Below are 20,249 nucleotides of genomic sequence, written 5' to 3' on the forward strand. Positions count from 1 at the left end.
TCAGCCCTCCTTGTTCTCGTCCGAGCCGGTGTCGGCTGCGGGCGTATCGGTGGTGGTTTCGGTGTCGGCACCGGCTTCCTGTTCCTTCAGCAGTTTTTCCTGCTGTTCGGCGGAAACTTCAGTACCCACTTCGTGCTCGGCAGAGCTCTCGACCAGGCCGGGAGCCGCTTCTTCCGAAGCGAATTCGTCCTGGTTGCGATACATCACGCCCGGGAACGGCAGTTCCTCGTGGTTGATCTTAACCGCGTCCTTTACCAGCAACCAGCCGTTCTTCGCACCCGGGACCGAGCCCTTTACGAAGAGGAGGCCGCGATCGGCATCGGTGCGCACGATTTCAAGGTTCTGCTGGGTGCGCTGACGATCACCCATGTGACCGGCCATTTTCTTGCCCTTGAACACGCGGCCCGGATCCTGACGGTTACCCGTCGAACCGTGCGAACGGTGCGAGATCGAGACACCGTGGGTGGCACGCAGACCACCGAAGCCCCAACGCTTCATGGCGCCGGCAAAGCCCTTACCCTGGGTGTGGCCGGTGATGTCGACCTTCTGGCCGGCAATGAAGTGCTCGGCCGAAATGCGGGCACCGACGGGAAGCAGGGCCTCTTCGGTGTCGACACGGAATTCGGCGACCTTCATCTTCAGCGGAACCTCGGCCTTGGCAAAGGCTTCGCGCTGCGGCTTGTTCACGTTCTTCTGCTTGGCTTCGCCCGAGCCGACCTGGACTGCGAAATAGCCATCGCGGTCTTCGGTACGGTGAGCGGTAACCTGGCAATTTTCCAGCGCGAGAACGGTAACCGGCACGTGCCGACCGTCCTCCTGGAAGAGGCGGGTCATCCCGACTTTCTTTGCGATAACGCCAGTGCGCATCGTAAAACTCCTAAAACAGAGGCACCCCGGCCCATCCGAGGTGCTTGCCAGCCCGTTTGTGATGCGTCGCCCCGTCCGGGCTGAGTGCCACCGCAGCCCTTGAAGAGCCTTGGCAGCGAGACGGGGGACGCAGACCCGGATCAGATCCGGCGGTATCCCGATGTCTTGCCTGATCTTGTGATCCGGCGGGGCTATCGAGCGCCCCTTAACTTCCCTACCCACTTAACGTCCGGCAGGAGGACGGAAAATCATGTCGCGGATCAGGCGAGTTTGATTTCCACGTTCACGCCCGCAGCAAGGTCGAGCTTCATCAGAGCGTCGACGGTCTGGGCGTTGGGCTGCACGATGTCGAGCAGCCGCTTATAGGTGCGCACCTCGAACTGCTCGCGCGACTTCTTGTCGATGTGCGGGCCGCGGTTCACAGTGAACTTCTCGATGCGCGTCGGCATGGGAATGGGGCCACGAATAAGAGCACCCGTACGACGCGCGGTGTCTGCGATTTCGCCAGTTGCCTGGTCGAGAACGCGATGGTCGAACGCCTTGAGGCGAATGCGGATATTCTGAGCTTCCATTACCTACACCGATGCGAAAGAGCCAAAGGAGCGTGAGCCCCTCAAAAAACAAAGGCCAGCCCCACGTTGCGGTTTCCCGTCAGTGGGCGGCCCTACTGAAATTGTGTGTCGGGGACGAATCCCCGTCTGTTGGCGCGCGTATACGGGCCTAACCCGTATCTGGCAACCCCCGAATTCCGTCCGATTTTGCCAGACGGGACGGGAAGCGACAAACCGTGCTCCCGCACGGTTCGCATGCCCTCACTAAAACGCGAAGGCCCGCCCCCGTTTCCAGGAGCGGGCCAACTATTTGATGCGCTTTCGCGGGAAGATTACTTGGTGATCTTCGCCACAACGCCCGAGCCGACGGTACGGCCGCCTTCGCGGATAGCGAAGCGCAGACCTTCGTCCATGGCGATCGGAGCGATCAGCTTGACGTTGATCGTCACGTTGTCGCCCGGCATCACCATTTCAGTGCCTTCGGGAAGGATCACTTCGCCGGTGACGTCGGTGGTGCGGAAGTAGAACTGCGGACGGTAGTTCGCGAAGAACGGCGTGTGACGGCCGCCTTCGTCCTTCGACAGGACATAGACTTCTGCGCTGAACTCGGTGTGCGGCGTAACCGAACCCGGCTTGGCGAGGACCTGGCCACGCTCGACTTCGTCACGGCCGACACCGCGGATCAGGGCACCGATGTTGTCGCCGGCTTCACCGCGGTCGAGCAGCTTGCGGAACATTTCGACGCCGGTCACGGTCGTCTTCGTGGTGTCCTTGATGCCGACGATTTCGACTTCGTCGCCAACGTTCACAACGCCGGTTTCGACGCGACCGGTAACAACCGTACCACGGCCCGAGATCGAGAACACGTCTTCGATCGGCATCAGGAAGTCCTGGTCGACCGGGCGGTCGGGCTGCGGGATGTTCTCGTCGACGGCCTTCATGAGCTCGATGATCGAGTTCTTGCCGATTTCGTCGTCACGGCCTTCGAGGGCGGCCAGAGCCGAACCCTTGACGATCGAGATGTTGTCGCCGTCGAAGTCGTATTCGCTGAGCAGTTCGCGGACTTCCAGCTCGACGAGTTCGAGGATTTCCTCGTCGTCGACCTGGTCGACCTTGTTCAGGTAAACGACCAGCGCAGGTACGCCGACCTGACGCGAAAGCAGGATGTGCTCGCGAGTCTGGGGCATCGGGCCGTCGGCTGCGTTCACGACCAGAATCGCGCCGTCCATCTGTGCGGCACCGGTGATCATGTTCTTCACGTAGTCGGCGTGACCCGGGCAGTCGACGTGCGCGTAGTGACGTGCGTCGGTTTCGTACTCGACGTGCGCGGTCGAGATGGTGATGCCGCGCTCGCGCTCTTCGGGCGCCTTGTCGATGTTCGCGAAATCGACGGCCGCACCTCCGTAGGTTTCTGCCATCACCTTGGTGATCGCAGCAGTCAGCGTGGTCTTGCCGTGGTCGACGTGACCGATGGTGCCAACGTTGACGTGCGGCTTGTTGCGCTCGAACTTTTCCTTCGCCATTTTCCAATAACCTCTGTCTAAAAATTTGGGATTTCTGCGGGGGAGGAAACGGCGCCCGCGGAATCAGGCGCCGCCCCTAGACCTCAAAGCTGGCTTACGCAAGCTTCTCCTTGACTTCCTGCGCGACGTTGGCCGGCACTTCGTCATAGTGGCTGAACTGCATCGAGTACTGAGCGCGGCCCTGGGTGAAGGAACGCAGCTCGTTCACGTAACCGAACATGTTCGCCAGCGGCACGAAGGCGTCGACCGCCTGCGCATTGCCGCGGCTGTCGGTGCCCTGGATCTGGCCACGACGCGAGTTGAGGTCGCCGATGACGTCGCCGAGATAGTCCTCGGGGGTCACGACTTCGACCTTCATGATCGGCTCGAGCAGCTTGATACCCGCACGGTCTGCGACTTCGCGCATCGCACCGCGACCAGCGATCTCGAACGCGATCGCGCTCGAGTCGACGTCGTGGTACGCACCGTCATACAGATTGACGGTGAAGTCGATGATCGGGAAGCCGACGAGATGGCCGCTTTCGGCCTGCTCGCGGAAACCCTTTTCGATTGCCGGGATGTATTCCTTCGGAATGTTGCCGCCCTTGATCTCGTCTTCGAAGACGAAGCCCTGGCCGCGCTCACCCGGGGTGACCTTTACCTTGACACGACCGAACTGACCCGAACCACCCGACTGCTTCTTGTGGGTGTAGTCGACGTCGACCGGCTTGCCGAGATATTCGCGATACGCCACCTGCGGCGCACCGACATTCGCCTCGACCTTGAACTCGCGCTTCATGCGATCGACCAAGATGTCGAGGTGAAGCTCGCCCATGCCCTTGATGATCGTCTGGCCCGATTCGTGGTCGGTCGTGACACGGAAGCTGGGATCCTCGGCTGCCAGGCGATTGAGCGCAACGCCCATTTTTTCCTGGTCGGCCTTGGTTTTGGGTTCCACCGACAGCTCGATCACCGGCTCGGGGAATTCCATCCGCTCGAGAATGATCGGAGCGTTCGACGCACACAGCGTGTCGCCGGTGGTGGTTTCCTTGAGACCCGCGATCGCCACGATATCGCCGGCGAATGCCTCGTCGATGTCCTCGCGATTGTTCGAGTGCATCAGCAGCATGCGGCCGATCTTTTCCTTCTTCTCCTTCACCGAGTTCAGCACCGAACCCTTGGTGAGGTGACCCGAATAGATCCGGGTGAAGGTGAGCGAGCCGACGAACGGGTCGTTCATGATCTTGAAGGCCAGTGCAGCGAAGGGAGCCTCGTCCGAAGACGGACGGGTGTCTTCCTTGTCGCTGTCGGGCAGGACGCCCTTGATGGCCGGAACGTCGAGCGGGCTCGGCATGTAATCGACCACGGCGTCGAGCAGGGGCTGAACACCCTTGTTCTTGAACGCCGAACCGCACAGCACCGGCACGAAGTCGCGCGCCATGGTGCCCTTGCGGATAAGCCGCTTGAGCGTCGCTGCGTCGGGCTCGTTACCTTCGAGGTAAGCTTCCATGACATCGTCGTCCTGCTCGACGGCAGTCTCGATCAGCTTCTCGCGGTATTCGGCGGCCTTGTCGGCCATGTCGGCGGGAATATCGACATAGTCGAACTTCGCGCCCAGGTCTTCGGCCTGCCATACGATGCCGCGGTTGTTCACCAGGTCGACAACGCCCTGCAGATCGCTTTCCGCGCCAATCGGGAGATAGAGCACCAGCGGGTTCGCGCCGAGGCGGTCGATGATCGACTGAACGCAATAATAGAAGTCCGCGCCGGTGCGGTCCAACTTATTCACGAAGCACATCCGCGGAACGCCGTATTTATCGGCCTGGCGCCATACGGTTTCGGATTGCGGTTCGACGCCGGCAACGCCGTCGAAGACTGCGACCGCACCGTCGAGCACGCGGAGCGAGCGTTCGACTTCGATAGTGAAGTCGACGTGGCCTGGGGTGTCGATGATGTTGATGCGGTGCTTGGGGCCTTCACCGTCTTCGGCCGACCAGAAGGTCGTGGTCGCAGCCGAGGTGATGGTGATGCCGCGTTCCTGTTCCTGCTCCATCCAGTCCATGGTCGCGGCGCCGTCGTGGACTTCGCCGATCTTGTAGGACTTGCCGGTGTAGTAGAGGATGCGTTCGGTCGTGGTGGTCTTGCCGGCATCGATGTGTGCCATGATGCCGATATTGCGGTACCGCTCGAGCGGATATTCGCGGGCCATGTGAAATTCCTCGTGGGTTCGGGGTGACAGATGCGCCGCCCCTTGGGTCCTTAATGTGACCGCCCGGCGACCGTTCCGCGTTTCGGCGGAACGGCCTGCCAGACGAGCCTTACCAGCGGTAGTGCGAGAAGGCGCGGTTCGCGTCCGCCATGCGGTGCGTGTCCTCGCGCTTCTTCACCGCGTTGCCGCGATTGTTGGCCGCATCCATCAGCTCGCCCGAGAGGCGGGCCGACATGGTGGTCTCGGGGCGACCGCGCGCGGCCGAGATCAGCCAGCGAATGGCCAGCGCCTGGGCACGCTCGGGACGCACTTCCACAGGCACCTGATAGGTCGCACCGCCGACACGGCGGCTGCGCACTTCGACCTGCGGCTTGATGTTGTCGAGCGCTGCGTGAAACAGCTCGACCGGATTGGCCTTGGCCTTGTTCTCGACCGTGTCGAGCGCGCCATAGACGATCTTCTCGGCAACGGCCTTCTTACCGTCGAGCATGAGGTTGTTCATGAACTTCGACAGGACCTGATCACCGAACTTGGGATCAGGCAGGATTTCCCGCTTCTCGGGACGACGACGACGTGACATTTCGTATAACTCCTTCGGAGTGCGGCAGCACCTCCGTGCTGCCTTTGGGGTCGGTGCCGGCCCTCTCCCCCACCCGACCACCCATAGCTTATGGGTGGTCGGGTGGGGGAGAGGGCTGGAACCGCAAGGTCGAGACGGAGGTCTCGACCGCACCCCACAAAAAACTCGAAACCTCGCCACCCACCTCAGCGCGGGCGGCGAGCCCTTACCCCTTACTTCGGACGCTTGGCGCCGTACTTGGAGCGGCTCTGCTTGCGGTCCTTGACACCCTGCGTGTCGAGCACGCCGCGCAGGACGTGGTAGCGCACGCCGGGAAGGTCGCGCACACGGCCGCCGCGGATCAGCACGACGCTGTGTTCCTGCAGGTTGTGGCCTTCGCCCGGGATGTAGGAGATGACTTCGCGCTGGTTGGTCAGGCGAACCTTGGCCACCTTGCGCAGAGCCGAGTTCGGCTTCTTCGGGGTCGTCGTGTAGACGCGGGTGCAAACGCCACGCTTCTGCGGGTTCTGCTCCATCGCAGGGACCTTGCTCTTGGCCTTCTGCGGAACGCGGCCCTTGCGGACCAGCTGGTTGATCGTCGGCATATGAGTTCTTTCTCTTCACCTTGCTTGCTGAACGGGCGACTTGCCCGGTCAGGTCACCTCATCCGGGCGGGAAACCGGTTCCCACTTTCCCTGACGAGGTTCCGTTCAAAGCCACACAGGGCGGCCCTTCGCGGATTGGCGACAACTTGCGGGGGTCGGATGGATTGTCCGAAGCTTCGCGTTCCAACGTCGTCCCGGACCCGATCCGGGACAGTGCTGGACAAAACGCCGCGCTCTTCGCGCGTCATCTTCGCGAGCCTGAAACACTCCACCCATCGGCCCACACGGCCACCGGGTTACTTTGACGGCTGCCCCAAGGTTCCCGGAAGGCGCCCCTTCCGGGGACCGCGGCCCCGGACCTGATCCGGGGCGCTTCGCCTCCTGGTCTGCCTCAATAGAAAAGAGCCCGATCGCTAGTGGCGACAGGCCCCGGGACATGACCGGCAATGTTCAGCTCTATCTGACCGACGTTGGAAGCGCGCAGGGCGATTCCCTCACCGGATGGCCGCGCACATAGTGCGGGAGGAGGGGTGGGTCAAGCCGTGGGTCGAGCGGCAGCGCTCAACTGACGCAGATGTTCGGCAACCGCCAGGTCGAGGTCCTGGTAGACATAGGGCCCGACATAATACTGCCGAAGCGCCTTGCTCGTCACACCTCTCGGAAGGGTGACCTCGGGCGGGTTCAATGCCCCACCCTCATCTTCCCACGATGCGATCGGGGCGGAGTGCGAAGGCGCGGAGGTCTCGCCCGCATAGGATCCATAGATTATGGTAGGTGGACCGTCGGCGGATGCGGGGGTCTTGGTCATGGGATCGATCCTTCTCAGCGCGCGAACGCGCTCGGCATATTCGACGACCTTGGCGAAATGGTTGTCTCGCGCCGACCCATCGCCTGAGGCGGCGGCTTTCATGACCGCGACCTGGTGTTCGTGGAGTAATCCGTTGAGGTCCATGGCCCGGCCTGCCTTCGATATTTCTGTGAGCGTCAAAAAGGCCCGGGCGCGGAGTGAGTGCGCCCGGGAAGTGGTCTCGGATCAGCTCTGCTGCTGCTTTGCCTGGTCGCGATGCTTGGCGCCCTGGCCTTCGCCCTGCTCTTCTTGACGCAGGTTGATGGCCTGCGGCTGTCCACCGCCGACCTGCTTGGTTTCATAGCCGAAACGCTGGCCCTGCTGGGGAGCCGAGGATTCCTTCTTGAGATCGGACTTTTCGAACTTCAGCACATCACCGCCCTGTTCGGGGGTGATCATGCCCTGGCCCTTGCCGGCGTCGTAGCTCTTGATGGTGCCATAATGTGTCATGGGAAATCTTCCTTCGATTTCGCGCAGGCGCTCAGGAGCGACCGCTTGTGCGCGGTGGCTAGAAGGCGAAATGGAAAGAAGGGAGGGCAACTGGCCCTCAGGACCGTCGATCACGACTGGTAGCTGAGAGTTAGATGGGGTGTTTTTTCGGCGTTACAAGGGGTTGTGGGTCGCCCGTTGTACGAGGAGAGAGCTTTGTCGCGGGAGCGACAGGCCCCGGGACATGACCGGCAATGTTCAGCTCTATCTGACCGATGGGGGAATCACGCGAAGCGGCTCCAACACCGGATGGCCGCGCACATAGTGGGGTGATGGGGGGAGGTCAAGGGAGAGCCTACGTGGCTAGGAAGCCCAGTTCATAAACCAATGGGCGCAGCTTTTCGGTGAGGGAGGCGTAGGCCGCCTTAAAAGGATCGAAATCGGTGAGTTCAATATCACCATATGCTTCGAGCGCGCGGCGGACCTGATACCATCCGGCGTCGGCACGGTTCAGCTTAAGATCTTTTCTAATCTTATTGGGGAACTGCGTAGCGTGAAAACGCTGGAACAGTTTGCAGCCTTCATCGAGCACGGCCTGTGCTTCGGGCGACGACGCCATGCCCGTCATGTAGCGCACCATGAAATCGCTTTCGAACCGCGCCTTCGCCCCAACTTCGGCTTCGGTAAAGGGGATGAAGTGGTTGGTGAGGCTCCAGTCGCGATCATTCCAGCGAAGCCCGTCTGCGCCCGCAGTGAGGTTGCTGCCGTTGAACAGCATCCAGACAAGGCAATCGGATTTGAACTCGTCCGAGAGCGGCTGCGACGGTTGCAGGAACTGGTCGCGGTCGTTGAGCCATGTCGGCTTGATCACGCGGCGGACGGCAAAAACGATGGCGGCTTGCCAGAGGTTCTCCTCGGTGACGAAAAATGCACCTGCACTGTTGTAACCTGACGATAACAGGGCTGTCGCGTTGCCCGCATTCTGAAAATCGTTGCCCTTGCAGATCATGCTTCCGATAGCACCATCTGCCCAATATCGCCCGCGTACATCGTTTGTCCGTGTTGTCGGCACGAGCGCGTTTTGAAGAGGGAGAGCTGGCTCACTGTTCGAACGTGGGCGGATAATCCAATCGGCCAGAGGCTCACGCGGCGGCACCCTGTAAAATACTTTGGAGTCGATGATCGCGCCGGATCGATCCAAAGCGATAGTATCGATTGCTTCAGAACGCTCCTCAACTGCCAAATCCCATGAAAGGAAGCCAATCGGGAAATTGCCCTTCAAGCCATCAAAGGCGAGACTGTGAACGACAAACCCATCAAGATACTTCGCAGTCCAACCATCTCTAAAAAGCGCGAAGTTGGGCGCATTTACGTATTTGAGTTTGCTAAAAATTGCCACTTTAGAACGCGGAAGTTCGATCATGATCCTATGGAGAAACTGCACGAATAACTCGCGGGCAGCATATCCAAGGTGGTCCATTCCATGGCTTATACGGGTCTTCGATACACCCTGCTTTATTCCGGCTTTTGCACCCTCGTCTTTCCTATTATCGACATTCATCGCCTCCGCATAAGGCGGATTGATCAGCACCAAAACCGGCTTCGCGCCCTTCTTCCCCTCGCGCGCAGCCACAATCGCATCGCGCAAGCTCTGCGGCACCTTGCCTGAAAGCTCGTAATCGATCTCGCCGAAATCGGTCACATCATCGTTGAGGTAGTCGTATTGGAAGATCTCCGCCCCAGCGAAGGCCGGGTTGCTGCGCATGATCGTCACGTCCTCGGCATCGAGCGTAGACATGAAAACATTGCGCAGGTTGGAATGCTTGGCCTCGAGATTGCCGACGCCGGCGCACATGTCCCACACGATGTATTTCTGCTGCCAGTCCGCACCCAAGGTGGCGGCAAGCTGGTCATAGGCCTTGTCGACGATGTGAAGCGGGGTGTAGAACGCGCCCTTGAACTTCTGGTCGTCCATCGGCAGCAGGCTGTCGCGCCGTTCGAGAAGATAGTGCCGGTGCTTCTGTTCGGGGGGGCGGTGGTAGATGTTCCAGAAATTGCGATAGCCGCGCTCGCTGGCGAGATCGTATTGCTCCGCGCCGAGGATGAATACCGGCTTGTCGCCGCTGAACAGCAGGCGCGCGGGCAGGTTGCGCATCGCCTCGTTGCGGCCATCGTGCATGATGTCGGCAAAGAAAAGGACGGCGTAGTCCGCCTCGCGCTTCACGCCGAGTTCGACGCCAACCATCGCTACCCACTTGTCGAACACCTGCCGCAGATTGTCGGGCGTGATCGGGGTGCGGATGATCCGCCCTTCGCGCACGGCATCCTTGGTCGCCTTGATGAACTCGGCTTCGTAACCGTCGATCTGGTAGAGCACGAAGTGCGTTTCGATCACGGGGGCAATCTGCGCCGCCAGCGCCTTGTCCGCCGCAGAACCCGATTTGGGCCACTGGATTGCCTTGTCCTCAAGGATCGGCAAGGCGTGCTCGGTCGCCATCAGAGCGGCTTTTTCCCGGTCGATCACGCACAGAAATCCCGGGATCGCCTCGCCTCGCTTGCGGGCAGCGCGGACATAGGTGAGCAGCTGCGCGAACATTAGAAGCGGCGGGGTGGCAGCTTCCTTCGCCTCGAACCAAATTTCGGGTGTCTGGATATCGACCAGTCCTTTGAAAACGCCCTTCAAACCAAGTGCCTTGATGTAGGCGTCCTTGACGTCCTCTTCAGTGCGCGCGCGTCCTAAATCTTCAATAAGGCTCAAGTTTTGTCCCTTCCGACGTCCTTAATTGATGAATCACCGCTGGTTCGCAAGCGAGAGTGTCAGTTTCGTTTTCCTACTCCGCAGTTTTTTGTTTTCGTCTCTGAGACGCTGGGCGCCGCACGTCCGTGCGGCTTGGGTAGGCCTTTGGCCAGCTTCGCTTCCGGCCTAACCGGCCGGCGTCCGTGCAGGTGGCCTTTGGCCAGCTACGGCTTCGCCTTCGCTTCCAGCCTTGCCTCGCCTGCGGCTCGGTGATTTCGCCAGCCAGAAACCGTTTTCCTACTTCGCGGGAATGTGCATTGTGGGGTGGGTTATGGACGACCCCAGCCCCACAGAGCCCTTCGTGCCTTCGCGCCTTTGTGTGACTCAAACCGGCGCAGAGCCCGCCGATAGCCGGACTGGCGCCGATGGCGGATCGACGGAGATGCCGCAGATGCCCCTCCCCCAACCTGCGGATAGTCCCCCTCCCCGGTTCGGGGAGGATACCACCCCCACCCGCGAGTTAGTGTTTCGCCCTCAAGCGCCGGGCGCGACGCATCCGCGCGCCTTGCGTTGGCGCGTCGCGCCGTCTCCGCCTGCGGCTCGGTTATTTTGCCGGATGGAAAGCGTTTTCCTACTCGTCATTGCGAGCGTAGCGAAGCAATCCATCTCCTGGCCTCGCCGCATTTTGCAAGGTCGGAAGCTGGATTGCCGCGTCGCCTGCGGCTCCTCGCAATGACGGAGAGCAATATGACCACCCCCACCCGTGCCATCGCTCGCCAGGCCACCTCCGCGGTGGCACTTCGTGCCGTCTCCGCTGACGCTTCGACTCCGCCCATGTCTCATGACTAAGAATCGACGCGTTACGCCGCGACAGGCGACATCTTCCGTGGCAATCGTCGGCCCCGAGCCTGCGGCGGACGATCCGCTGCTCGGTTTCGCGCCCTATCTCCACAAGGCCCCCCGCCGCAATTCGATCACGCCGACGCTGCAGCGGCGCTTTGTCGCCAGCCTCGCGGCGACGGGGATCGTCACGCAGGCGGCGCGTTCCATCGGGAAGAGCATGGAGGCGCTCTACAAACTGCGCAACAAACCCGGCGCGGAAGGGTTTGCCGCCGCCTGGGATGCGGCGATCGAGCGCGGGGTGCAGCGGCTGGAGGACAGCGCGCTCGCCCGTGCGATCGAGGGCGTGCCCGAATGGAAGAGCGATGGCGACGGCGGCATCGTCACTTACGGCGTGAAGCATAACGAGGCGCTGGTGATGTTCTTCCTGCGCAACCGCCGCCCCGAACGCTATTCCGAGCATATCCGCCCCGGCCACCCCGTTTACGAACGCATCCGCCGCGAAGTGCTCGCGGGCCTGCCCCCCGCCCGCGCTGCCGGGTGCGGGAGCGGGAGCGGGAGCGGGGAGGATGCGCGGGAATGCGCGCTCTCCCGCCATTTTGCCGAGCGACTGGCGCGAGAGGGCGGCGGCGACGGGACCTGTGCGAACTCCGCCGACATCTCGGCACTGGCAAGCTCTGCGCAAAAGCCCTAGCTTCGATCCCGATCGCAAGTGCGCGCGGGAGCCAAGGATACCCATGGGTGACGACACGAACCGCAAGGCCGCGCCGCGCTCGCAGGAAGCCCGGGGCGATGCCTCCATCCTGACGCGGCTGGAGGACGGGCGGGAGATCTGCATCCGGACCGTCTCGCCCGAGGATGAGGGGCGGCTGCGCGAAGGGATTGCGCGGATGAGCCCGCGCTCGCGCTATTTGCGGTTCTTTTCCGGCGCCACCACGCCCCCCGACTGGGTGATCGAGCGGCTGCTGGATGTCGACGGCGTGCTGCATCTCGCCTGGGGGGCAATCGACCTGTCGGACCCGGTGCAGCCCGCCATGGGCGTGGTCCATGCCATGCGGCCCGATGCGGGCGACCGGGTGGCGGAATTTTCGGTCGGGGTGGTCGACGACTATCACGGGCTCGGCCTGGGGCGTTTGCTGGCGGCGACGCTGCTGCTGGATACGCGCGACGATGCGCTGGAGGCGCTGACCGCGCATGTGCTTTACGAGAACACTGCGGCGATGCGCTTTATCCGGCGGCTGGGCGGGCAGCGCGTGGCGCAGGACGGGCCGACGCTGGAATATCGGCTCGACATCGCCGAGGCGCTCGCCCGGCTGCGCCAGGAGCAGGACCCGCCGGGCCTGGCCGATATCTTCGCCCATTTCGACGCTTCGGACGCTGCCTAGGCCCGAACGCCCGCGCGAGGATCGCGGCCCGCAAGGGCGCGTGGGCGCCCGGGCAGGTCAGCAGCTCATCACGGCGAGCCTCTGCGTATTGGTGATGTCGTTATTCTGCCGCCCCCGGACGTTGAAGGCGCTTTCGTAGCGGATCGTCGGCGGGTCGAAAAAGCCGGTCGAGACGAGCGGCTGGTAATCGTAGGTCGCCTCGACGAACATCACCGCCGTATCCTCGAGCGCGGTGATCTTGTCGCTGCCCGAACCCAGGCCATCCTCGAGGCTATCGTCGTCGGCCCCGTCGCCTTCCTCGCCATAGAGGGGTTCCACCGCCGTATCGTCGCCCCAGCAGCGCTGCCAGACGATCGTCTGACCCTCGTCCGATCCGGTCTCGCCATTGTGTTCGAGGCTGGAGAGCACGACACGGCCATTGGCCTCGAAGTCGAGGCTGTTGCCGACAAATTCCGCGCCGGTGAAGACCTCGTAAATATTGGCCTCGTCGATCCCGGTGGTAACGCGCCCGGCATTGTCGGCCACGGTCATCGCCATCTGGCTGACGCGCAAATGCGCGAGCGCGAGGTTGGACAGCTCGAGCCCGGTGAGCACGAGCGTGAGGAAGATCGGCGCGGCAAAGGCGAATTCGGTCAGCGCCAGCCCGCGCGTGTCGCGCCGCAGCGCGCGCAAGGATCGCACCCTCCTAAGCACAGATCACCGCCGCGGTCGCCTGCTGGTCGTAGGGCTGGTTGCGCACTGCGGTCTGCAGCGAATATTCGATCGTCGGCCCTACCCCCGGCAGGAACCCGTCGAGCGGCAGGATGCGCGGCGCGCTGACATGGGCGGTGTAAAGCACGACGTCATCCGCCCCGCCATTGCCGGTCTTGCCGGCGTCGGTATCGTAGCTGCCATTGCCATTGGCATCTTCGTAACAATCGCCATCGGCGGCATCGAACTGGCCGTTGCCGTTATTGTCGGTCATGAGCTTTTCCGGATCACCGATGGACGAGAAATCGAAATAGCTTTTCTGCGTCACGGTGATCGTCGCATTGGGCGCGACATTGTGGACCTGTTCCTCGATCAAGTTCTCGACCTGCTCTTCGACGGTGCTGCCCGGCACGTTGATGATGGGGAATTCGACCGCCGCGGTACGCGCGGCATCGTTGAGCGCGCCCTGCATGGTCGAGCGGACATAGCTGTCGTACCCCAGTTCGAGCCCGCCCATCAGCAGCAGCAACATAGGACCGCTGATGATCGCGAATTCGATAATCGTCGCACCGCGCTGGTCGCGCCGCAGACGACGGATGACAGGTGGCAGCCGCATCACCGCGTCAGCCTCAGATTGCCGATACCGCGCCCGATATTCTCGAAAATCTCCTCGAGATCGGAACCGTCCGAGGTATAGAAATGCGCCGTACTCGTCGCGCAATCGTCGATATCGTCCGTCGCTGTCACGTCGAGCGCAATCACCCAGATCGTCGTCCCGGTGGCCTTCACCCGGTCGCAGATTGCGTGGAAACGGGCGATGTGTTTCGCTCCCTGCGATCCGGACCCGGTCAGACGGTCGTGATAGCGCTGGATACCGAAGGCGGAATAGAGCCTGTCGCCCGTACCGAGTTCGCCATCGGTCATGAAGACCAGGTGCCGGTTGACCGGCACGAGACCATGCGCTGTCGGATTATTGGCAGAGAACATGCCGGTGGGCGAGAGAAACCGCGCGCCCCACAGAAGACCGATATCGTGATAGGTACCGCCGGTTACATTGCTGGTGGATGCGTTGACCGCGTTCTGGAATCCTCGCTCCGTATTGTATTCCTGGAGCTTTCGCGATTCCGATGGGCAGCCGTCCTGCGATTCCCCTTCCTGGCTGACGGGATCGTACCGGCCCCACTGCAAAGCCGTATCGCTGCCACGGGCCGCAACCGAATCGATATCCTGCTGGCTCACGGTCTGGAGGATCGTCACGGGATCTTCTGGCTGGCCGACGCTGGAGCGCTCCTCGATACAGCCAATGCCGCTTATACGGAAGGCGCGCTTGTTTTCGTTTACCGTGTTGCCGGAGGAAGCCCAAGGGGTATCGTTGATGTCGACCGTCCGGTACTGATATGCCGAAGACGGGTCATAGACCCGGGTCCGAAGGGTGCTCGATTCGTACGTGTAACCGCTGCTCTGCGTGTCGCCATAGCTGTCGTAGGTGTTGGTCGTGCAGCTATCCTGATACCAATACCAACCGCTCTTGTACTGCGTGCACACTCGTTGTTCGTAAACCCTCTTATGGTGTTGCTGGTTTCGCAGGATGTCGCGATTCTTCAAGCGACGCGCGACATTGACGGTGTGCGAGTAGGATACGATGCCAAACCGGGTAATCGATCCGTTGCCGGAGTCGTCGAGCGCACGGTACAGTCCGGTCGTCCCGTCGCGCAGAAGTTCGATCTTCTTCTTGCTTCCGCCTGTCGAAGGAGGATCGTTCATCGACCCGGTGGTGTCGAGCACCAGCATCACATCGTTATGGCCAAGATCGCGCTTGGCGTCGCAATTGGCCTTGATTCCGATCGTGTCGAAGCCGAAAATATGCATCAGCGAGGTGGGAACATCCGCAGTGGCGCTGCCGACGATCTGGGCATTGTCGTTCGGGTCTTGGGCGACAGTGAACACGCGGTTCCGGGAACCCATCAGCCCAGCGGGATAATTGAAGTCGAAGAACTTGACCGCCTCGGCTTTGTTGGCATCGGTCCAGGAGTTGCCGTCCATCGATTGGCGACCTGCCAGCACGGCGGCGTCGCAGGCGTTCTGCAGCTTGCCCTTGGCCAAATAGGCAAAGCTCAAATCCAGGCCGCTGCCGATGACGATGGTCAGCGGAATCAGGGCGGCGGCGAAAATCGCCAGCGTGTTGCCTTGCTGATCCGCTATAAGCTTTCGGAAAAAGCCCGTCATTCCGTTTGTCCCTGTTCAGCCCATCAGGCCCTATCCAGGGAAAACAGAAATAATCCGGAACCTATTATGGTTTACGCCCGGTAAAGCATATTATAGTCGTTAAAAAACAAGGGCCTGATCCCCGGCAATAATGTCGCGGCCAGTCGCCGAGAGCCCCTCACCCCACCGACCCCTCACCCCGCCGAAAGGAACGATACCAGAGACTTGACCTTCTTGGTCCGCCATTGCGGTGTCGGAGCAACCAGCCAATAGGCCCGCGTACCGGTGTGCGGTCCATCGAGCACCTCGAGCTTGCCGGCCTCGATCGATTCCTTCGCCAGGAGTTCGGGCAGAATTGCCTTGCCCAGGCCGGCCAGGGCCGAGGACAAAGCCTGTCCTGCGTTGGAAACCGTCACATGCGCCGTCATACCGTCCTGCAGCGGCAGGCCCCAGTCGATCCACTGGTCGGGCGCGCCGCCCTGATCCCCGGGCCGCGCCACGGTGACACGGCGCGCTTCGTCCAGTTCGATGCCTTGCAGGTCACCCGGCCCGTCGACCAGGCGAATCGCGCAATCGAGATTGGTTTCGGTGAAGTCGGCATTTTCGTCCGCGACGAAGGTGAATTTGATCTCCGGATTGGCTTCCCCGAACTTCGCCAGGCGCGGTGCCAGCCACTGGGCATAGAATTCGCGTGGACAGGCGATGGTATAGCTGTCGGATGCCTGCCCCGCCTGCATCGCCGAAACGCTTTCCTCGAATTTGAGGAACCCTTCTCGCAGCGCATCGAGCCCGGCAGCCCCTTCCTGCGTCAGTTCAAGCCCCTTGCTGGTACGGCGAAACAGCACCGTGCCCAGATGATCCTCCAGCGCGCGAATCTGCTGGCCGACCGCTGCCGGGGTCACCGCCAGCTCGTCCGCGGCGCGGGTGAAGGACAAATGCCTTGCGGCGGCATCGTAGACGCGCAAGGCGTTCAGGGGCAGATGGGTACGCTTCATGGTGCGATGCGACATAAATGCGGCACGCCCAGGAAACAAGGTGCGTCTGTCAACCCTTTCCTTTAGCGCGCCTTTCAAGCATTCTGTAACCCGACCGTCACAATCGAGGCCCATGGCCGCAACCGTACCCGCATGACTGCCGAAGCTGCCCGGACCACCCCGGCCAATGACGCCGGAACGAACGCGCCGCCAGCGCGGGGCGACCGCTATACCAATCGCGAACTCAGTTGGCTTTCGTTCAACCGGCGCGTGCTCGCCGAAAGCGAGAACGAGCGATATCCCTTGCTTGAACGCCTGCGGTTCCTGTCGATCTCGGCCAGCAATCTCGACGAGTTCATCATGGTGCGCGTCGCCGGCCTCGAAGGTCAGGTACAGCGCGGAATCGAAACCCAGGGAATCGACGGCACCAGCCCGCGCCAGCAAATTGCCGCCATTCGCGAACAGTTTTCGGCATTGGAAGACCGACAACAGGAAAGCCTGGAGACGCTGCGTGGCCTGCTGGCCGAAGAAGGCATCCTGATCGCCGCGATCGACGATCTGCCGGAAAGCCAGCAGAACTGGCTGGCCGAGTATTTCGAAAGCGACATCCTGCCGCTCATCACCCCTCAGGCGATCGATCCCAGTCACCCCTTCCCCTTCGTGGCCAATAAGGGGATCGGGGTGATTTTTCGGCTGAAGCGCGGGAAGCGCCAGGCGGACTTGATCGAAATGGTGCTGATCCCCAGCGGCGCTCCGCGATTCGTGCGCGTGCCGGGGGACGATGCGATATACGTTTCGATCGAACAGCTCGTGACGCGATATGCCGACCAGCTATTCCCCGGCTTCAAAGTGCTGGGGGACGGAATTTTCCGCGTCATCCGCGACAGCGACATCGAAGTGGAAGAAGAGGCCGAGGATCTGGTGCGCTATTTCCGCACCGCCATTCAACGTCGCCGCCGGGGGCGCGCCGTCCTGTTGGAACTGGACGACGATTGCGACGAAGTGGCCGAAACGCTCCTGCGCGAACAGCTCGAGGTGGAAGAGGCGATGATCGTCAAGTCCGGCGGCATGCTGGGCCTTGCCGACCTTTCGGCGATCTGCAACGAGCCGCGCGCGGACCTCAAGTTCGAACCTTTCAGTCCGCGCTATCCCGAACGCATCCTGGAACATGACGGGGATTGCTTCGCCGCCATCCGCGAAAAGGACATCGTCATTCATCACCCGTTCGAGAGCTTCGACGTGGTGGTCGATTTCCTCAGCCAGGCCGCACGGGATCCGGCGGTGGTCTCGATCAAGCAGACGCTGTACCGCGCGGGCGATCAGTCGCCGGTAATCGCCGCGCTTATCGAGGCCGCGCAGAACGGCAAGGCGGTAACCGCCGTGGTCGAGCTGAAGGCCCGCTTCGACGAGGAGCGCAACATCCAGTGGGCGAGCGAGCTGGAGCGCGCCGGGGTGCAGGTGATATACGGCTTCACCGACTGGAAGACCCATGCCAAGGTCAGCCTGGTCGTGCGGCGCGAGGAGGACGGGTACCGTACCTACTGCCATTTCGGCACGGGCAATTATCATCCGGTCAATGCGAAGATCTACACCGACCTGAGCTTCTTCACCGCCGATCCGGCGCTGGGGCGCGATGCCGCCAAGATGTTCAATTTCATCACCGGCTATATCGAGCCCGACGATCTCGAGAAGCTGGCGCTTTCCCCTATCGGCCTGCAGGAAAAGCTCTACGAACTGATCGACGCCGAAATCGCCAATGCGAAAGCGGGCAAGCCGGCAGGCATCTGGGTCAAGCTCAATTCGATCACCAACCGGGCGATGATCGACAAGCTCTACGAAGCGAGCCAGGCGGGGGTCGAAATCCGCATGGTGGTGCGCGGCATTTGCAGCCTGCGGGCGGGGCTGCCGGGCATTTCGGAAAATATCAGCGTCAAATCCGTCATCGGCCGATTCCTCGAACATTCACGCGTCTGGGCCTTTGCCAACGGCAAGACGATGCCGAGCCGCCAGGCCAAGGTTTTCCTGACCAGCGCCGATGCGATGAGCCGCAATCTCGAACACCGGGTCGAGGTGATGGTGCCGATCACCAACAAAACCGTGCACGATCAGGTATTGGGACAGGTCATGCTGGCCAATATCCTCGATACCGAACAAAGCTGGGTACTGGAGCCGGACGGCCAGTATCACCGTATGCGACAGGGAGATGGCGGCTTCAACTGCCACCAGTATTTCATGGCCAATCCATCACTTTCGGGCCGCGGTGCCGCGCTTGCCGATCACGAAGTCCCGCGATTGACGCTGCGGGACGGCACCACGTGAACAAATCGCGTTCGGCCAAGTGGCAGCGTCGACTGATGCAGCCTCCGCGGGCAGTGATCGACATCGGTTCGAACACCGTACGGATGGTCATTTACGAAGGCACCGGACGCGCGCCCGAAGTGGTGTGGAACGAGAAAGTCGCCGCCCGGCTCGGGCGGGACCTGTCTTTGGCGGGCCGCATCCCCGACGAAGCCGCCGACGAGGCGCTGGGCGCGCTGGCGCGCTATGCGCTTATCATCCGCGATCTCGGGATCGACGATGTCCAGACGGTCGCGACGGCCGCCGCGCGCGAGGCGGAGAACGGCGCGGAATTCCTTGAACGGGTCGCCGATCTCGGGCTCGAACCACGGCTATTGTCGGGCGAGGAAGAGGCCCGCGCCTCGGCAATGGGCGCGCTGGGAGCCTTTCCCGGCGCAAAGGGAGTGGTCGCGGACCTCGGTGGGGGTAGCCTCGAACTCGTTTCCATCGCCAAGAACGCGTGTCACGAGGCCGCCAGCCTGGCTCTGGGAACCTTGCGCCTGCCCGCGCTGCGCGCCGCCGGACAAGATGCCTTCGCCCGGCATGTGCACGATCGGCTCGCCGGCGTCGGCTGGGCTGTCGCGCATCCCGGCCCGATATATATGATCGGCGGCACCTGGCGGGCGCTGGCGGCCTATGCCATGCGGTATTTCGACTATCCGCTGACCGACCCGCACGGCTTCACCCTGGCACCCGACGATGCGCGGCGGCTGGCCGGCGAGCTGGTCGCGGCGAAGCCGGAAGCGTTGATGGACATCAGCGGCATCACTCCGATGCGCGCCCATTATCTGCCCGATGCCGCCGCCCTGCTGCGCCCGCTGCTCGACGCGGTCGAACCGGACGAGCTGGTCTTCTCCTCCTGGGGTATCCGCGAAGGGCTGCTCTATGCCCGGCTCGATCCGGCGCAGATGCGCGCCGATCCGCTGCTTGCCGGGGTCGCCGCCTATGCCGGGCCGCGCGATGCCTCGATCACCGAAGCGGCTCTGCTCGCCGCCTGGACGGTGGAGCTGGCGGATGGCGATGGCCGCGTGAACGAACGCCTGCGGCTGGCCGCGGCGCAATTGTCCGGCGCGCTCCAGCGAGTCGAGCCGAACCTGCGGAGCAGCCACGCGATCGAATGGGCCTTGGGCAAACGCTGGATCGACCTCGACGCGCGCGGCCGGGCCATGATCTGCGCCGCCCTGTTCGGCAGCATGGGACGTACCGAATTACCCGATAAGCTGCGCGAGCTCGCCAGCGACGACGATCTGCGCGAAGGGATGACCTGGGGCCTCGGCTTTCGCCTCGCGCGCAGGCTGGGTGGCGGAAGCAAGGTCTCGCTCACCACCAGCGCGCTGCGCCGCAAGAAAAAACGCCTGGTCCTGCGCCTCCATGAAAGCCGCGCCGCACTGGCGAATTATCCCGCGACCCTGGATTTCGAAGTGCTCGCCAATTGGCTCGACCTCAGCCCCAAGATCAAGATCGGCAGTTTCGAGTTTTCGGGGCTGGACGAGGAAGAGGACGGGTAAGCGG

General features: G+C 62.2%; 17 protein-coding genes. 4 read left to right on the forward strand and 13 right to left on the reverse strand.

What is annotated here, in order from left to right; all coding sequences use genetic code 11:
* The 9 genes from rplC to L5849_RS03365 all read right to left on the reverse strand — a co-directional run bounded on the left by rplC (window position 1) and on the right by L5849_RS03365 (window position 10,327).
* Window positions 1-867 (reverse strand): 50S ribosomal protein L3, encoded by an 867-nt coding sequence (gene rplC, locus L5849_RS03325; RefSeq protein ID WP_115417105.1) that lies wholly within the window; start codon window positions 865-867, stop codon window positions 1-3.
* A gap of 260 nt (window positions 868-1,127) precedes the next feature.
* Window positions 1,128-1,439, reverse strand: a complete 312-nt coding sequence (rpsJ, locus tag L5849_RS03330; RefSeq protein WP_006831877.1) for a 30S ribosomal protein S10 — start codon at window positions 1,437-1,439, stop codon at window positions 1,128-1,130.
* Window positions 1,440-1,750: 311 nt separating this feature from the next.
* Entirely contained in the window at window positions 1,751-2,941 is a 1,191-nt protein-coding gene (tuf, locus tag L5849_RS03335; RefSeq protein WP_236924410.1) for an elongation factor Tu, read from the reverse strand.
* 94 nt (window positions 2,942-3,035) lie between these two features.
* Window positions 3,036-5,129 (reverse strand): elongation factor G, encoded by a 2,094-nt coding sequence (fusA, locus tag L5849_RS03340; protein WP_236924411.1) that lies wholly within the window; start codon window positions 5,127-5,129, stop codon window positions 3,036-3,038.
* A 109-nt stretch (window positions 5,130-5,238) separates the two neighbouring features.
* Window positions 5,239-5,709, reverse strand: a complete 471-nt coding sequence (gene rpsG, locus L5849_RS03345; protein WP_115417108.1) for a 30S ribosomal protein S7 — start codon at window positions 5,707-5,709, stop codon at window positions 5,239-5,241.
* Between the two features lie 212 nt (window positions 5,710-5,921).
* Window positions 5,922-6,293, reverse strand: coding sequence for a 30S ribosomal protein S12 (gene rpsL, locus L5849_RS03350; protein WP_006831873.1), 372 nt, complete (start codon window positions 6,291-6,293; stop codon window positions 5,922-5,924).
* A gap of 535 nt (window positions 6,294-6,828) precedes the next feature.
* A complete protein-coding gene (locus tag L5849_RS03355) occupies window positions 6,829-7,245 on the reverse strand; it encodes a hypothetical protein (RefSeq protein WP_115417109.1) in 417 nt (138 codons plus the stop codon).
* A gap of 81 nt (window positions 7,246-7,326) precedes the next feature.
* Entirely contained in the window at window positions 7,327-7,590 is a 264-nt protein-coding gene (locus L5849_RS03360; protein WP_115417934.1) for a cold-shock protein, read from the reverse strand.
* A 334-nt stretch (window positions 7,591-7,924) separates the two neighbouring features.
* The gene (locus L5849_RS03365; RefSeq protein ID WP_236924412.1) at window positions 7,925-10,327 is read right to left on the reverse strand and encodes a hypothetical protein; all 2,403 of its coding nucleotides are present in this window, start codon (window positions 10,325-10,327) and stop codon (window positions 7,925-7,927) included.
* An 865-nt stretch (window positions 10,328-11,192) separates the two neighbouring features.
* On the opposite strand from L5849_RS03365, the gene L5849_RS03370 reads away from it, so the two are divergent.
* Together L5849_RS03370 and L5849_RS03375 are read left to right on the forward strand one after the other, a co-directional pair.
* Window positions 11,193-11,840 (forward strand): hypothetical protein, encoded by a 648-nt coding sequence (locus L5849_RS03370; protein ID WP_236924413.1) that lies wholly within the window; start codon window positions 11,193-11,195, stop codon window positions 11,838-11,840.
* A 43-nt stretch (window positions 11,841-11,883) separates the two neighbouring features.
* Window positions 11,884-12,531, forward strand: a complete 648-nt coding sequence (locus L5849_RS03375; protein WP_236924414.1) for a GNAT family N-acetyltransferase — start codon at window positions 11,884-11,886, stop codon at window positions 12,529-12,531.
* A 57-nt stretch (window positions 12,532-12,588) separates the two neighbouring features.
* On the opposite strand, the gene L5849_RS03380 is transcribed toward L5849_RS03375, so the two are convergent.
* The 4 genes from L5849_RS03380 to L5849_RS03395 form a co-directional block, all read right to left on the reverse strand.
* Window positions 12,589-13,212 (reverse strand): TadE/TadG family type IV pilus assembly protein, encoded by a 624-nt coding sequence (locus tag L5849_RS03380; protein WP_368735716.1) that lies wholly within the window; start codon window positions 13,210-13,212, stop codon window positions 12,589-12,591.
* Window positions 13,213-13,216: 4 nt separating this feature from the next.
* Complete coding sequence (locus L5849_RS03385) at window positions 13,217-13,837, reverse strand: TadE/TadG family type IV pilus assembly protein (protein WP_236924416.1); 621 nt, start codon at window positions 13,835-13,837, stop codon at window positions 13,217-13,219.
* Window positions 13,837-15,447 (reverse strand): Tad domain-containing protein, encoded by a 1,611-nt coding sequence (locus L5849_RS03390; protein ID WP_236924417.1) that lies wholly within the window; start codon window positions 15,445-15,447, stop codon window positions 13,837-13,839. Before L5849_RS03390 ends, L5849_RS03385 begins: the two co-directional genes overlap by 1 nt.
* Window positions 15,448-15,620: 173 nt before the next feature.
* A complete protein-coding gene (locus tag L5849_RS03395; RefSeq protein WP_236924616.1) occupies window positions 15,621-16,421 on the reverse strand; it encodes a LysR family transcriptional regulator in 801 nt (266 codons plus the stop codon).
* Between the two features lie 132 nt (window positions 16,422-16,553).
* Between L5849_RS03395 and L5849_RS03400 the strand changes: the two genes are divergently transcribed.
* Window positions 16,554-18,719, forward strand: coding sequence for an RNA degradosome polyphosphate kinase (locus L5849_RS03400; protein WP_236924418.1), 2,166 nt, complete (start codon window positions 16,554-16,556; stop codon window positions 18,717-18,719).
* Window positions 18,716-20,245, forward strand: a complete 1,530-nt coding sequence (locus L5849_RS03405; protein WP_236924419.1) for a Ppx/GppA family phosphatase — start codon at window positions 18,716-18,718, stop codon at window positions 20,243-20,245. Before L5849_RS03400 ends, L5849_RS03405 begins: the two co-directional genes overlap by 4 nt.
* Window positions 20,246-20,249 lie beyond the last annotated feature (4 nt).

The sequence above is a fragment of the Erythrobacter sp. SN021 genome (assembly GCF_021864455.1).

Excerpts from the sequence above, each read along its gene's own strand:
- L5849_RS03355 (WP_115417109.1), bottom strand. The coding sequence starts at position 7,245 with ATGGACCTCAACGGATTACTCCACGAACACCAGGTCGCGGTCATGAAA.
- rplC (WP_115417105.1), bottom strand. The coding sequence starts at position 867 with ATGCGCACTGGCGTTATCGCAAAGAAAGTCGGGATGACCCGCCTCTTC.
- L5849_RS03390 (WP_236924417.1), bottom strand. The coding sequence starts at position 15,447 with ATGACGGGCTTTTTCCGAAAGCTTATAGCGGATCAGCAAGGCAACACG.
- L5849_RS03400 (WP_236924418.1), top strand. The coding sequence starts at position 16,554 with ATGACTGCCGAAGCTGCCCGGACCACCCCGGCCAATGACGCCGGAACG.
- L5849_RS03360 (WP_115417934.1), bottom strand. The coding sequence starts at position 7,590 with ATGACACATTATGGCACCATCAAGAGCTACGACGCCGGCAAGGGCCAG.
- fusA (WP_236924411.1), bottom strand. The coding sequence starts at position 5,129 with ATGGCCCGCGAATATCCGCTCGAGCGGTACCGCAATATCGGCATCATG.
- rpsL (WP_006831873.1), bottom strand. The coding sequence starts at position 6,293 with ATGCCGACGATCAACCAGCTGGTCCGCAAGGGCCGCGTTCCGCAGAAG.
- L5849_RS03385 (WP_236924416.1), bottom strand. The coding sequence starts at position 13,837 with ATGCGGCTGCCACCTGTCATCCGTCGTCTGCGGCGCGACCAGCGCGGT.
- tuf (WP_236924410.1), bottom strand. The coding sequence starts at position 2,941 with ATGGCGAAGGAAAAGTTCGAGCGCAACAAGCCGCACGTCAACGTTGGC.
- rpsJ (WP_006831877.1), bottom strand. The coding sequence starts at position 1,439 with ATGGAAGCTCAGAATATCCGCATTCGCCTCAAGGCGTTCGACCATCGC.
- rpsG (WP_115417108.1), bottom strand. The coding sequence starts at position 5,709 with ATGTCACGTCGTCGTCGTCCCGAGAAGCGGGAAATCCTGCCTGATCCC.
- L5849_RS03375 (WP_236924414.1), top strand. The coding sequence starts at position 11,884 with ATGGGTGACGACACGAACCGCAAGGCCGCGCCGCGCTCGCAGGAAGCC.
- L5849_RS03395 (WP_236924616.1), bottom strand. The coding sequence starts at position 16,421 with ATGAAGCGTACCCATCTGCCCCTGAACGCCTTGCGCGTCTACGATGCC.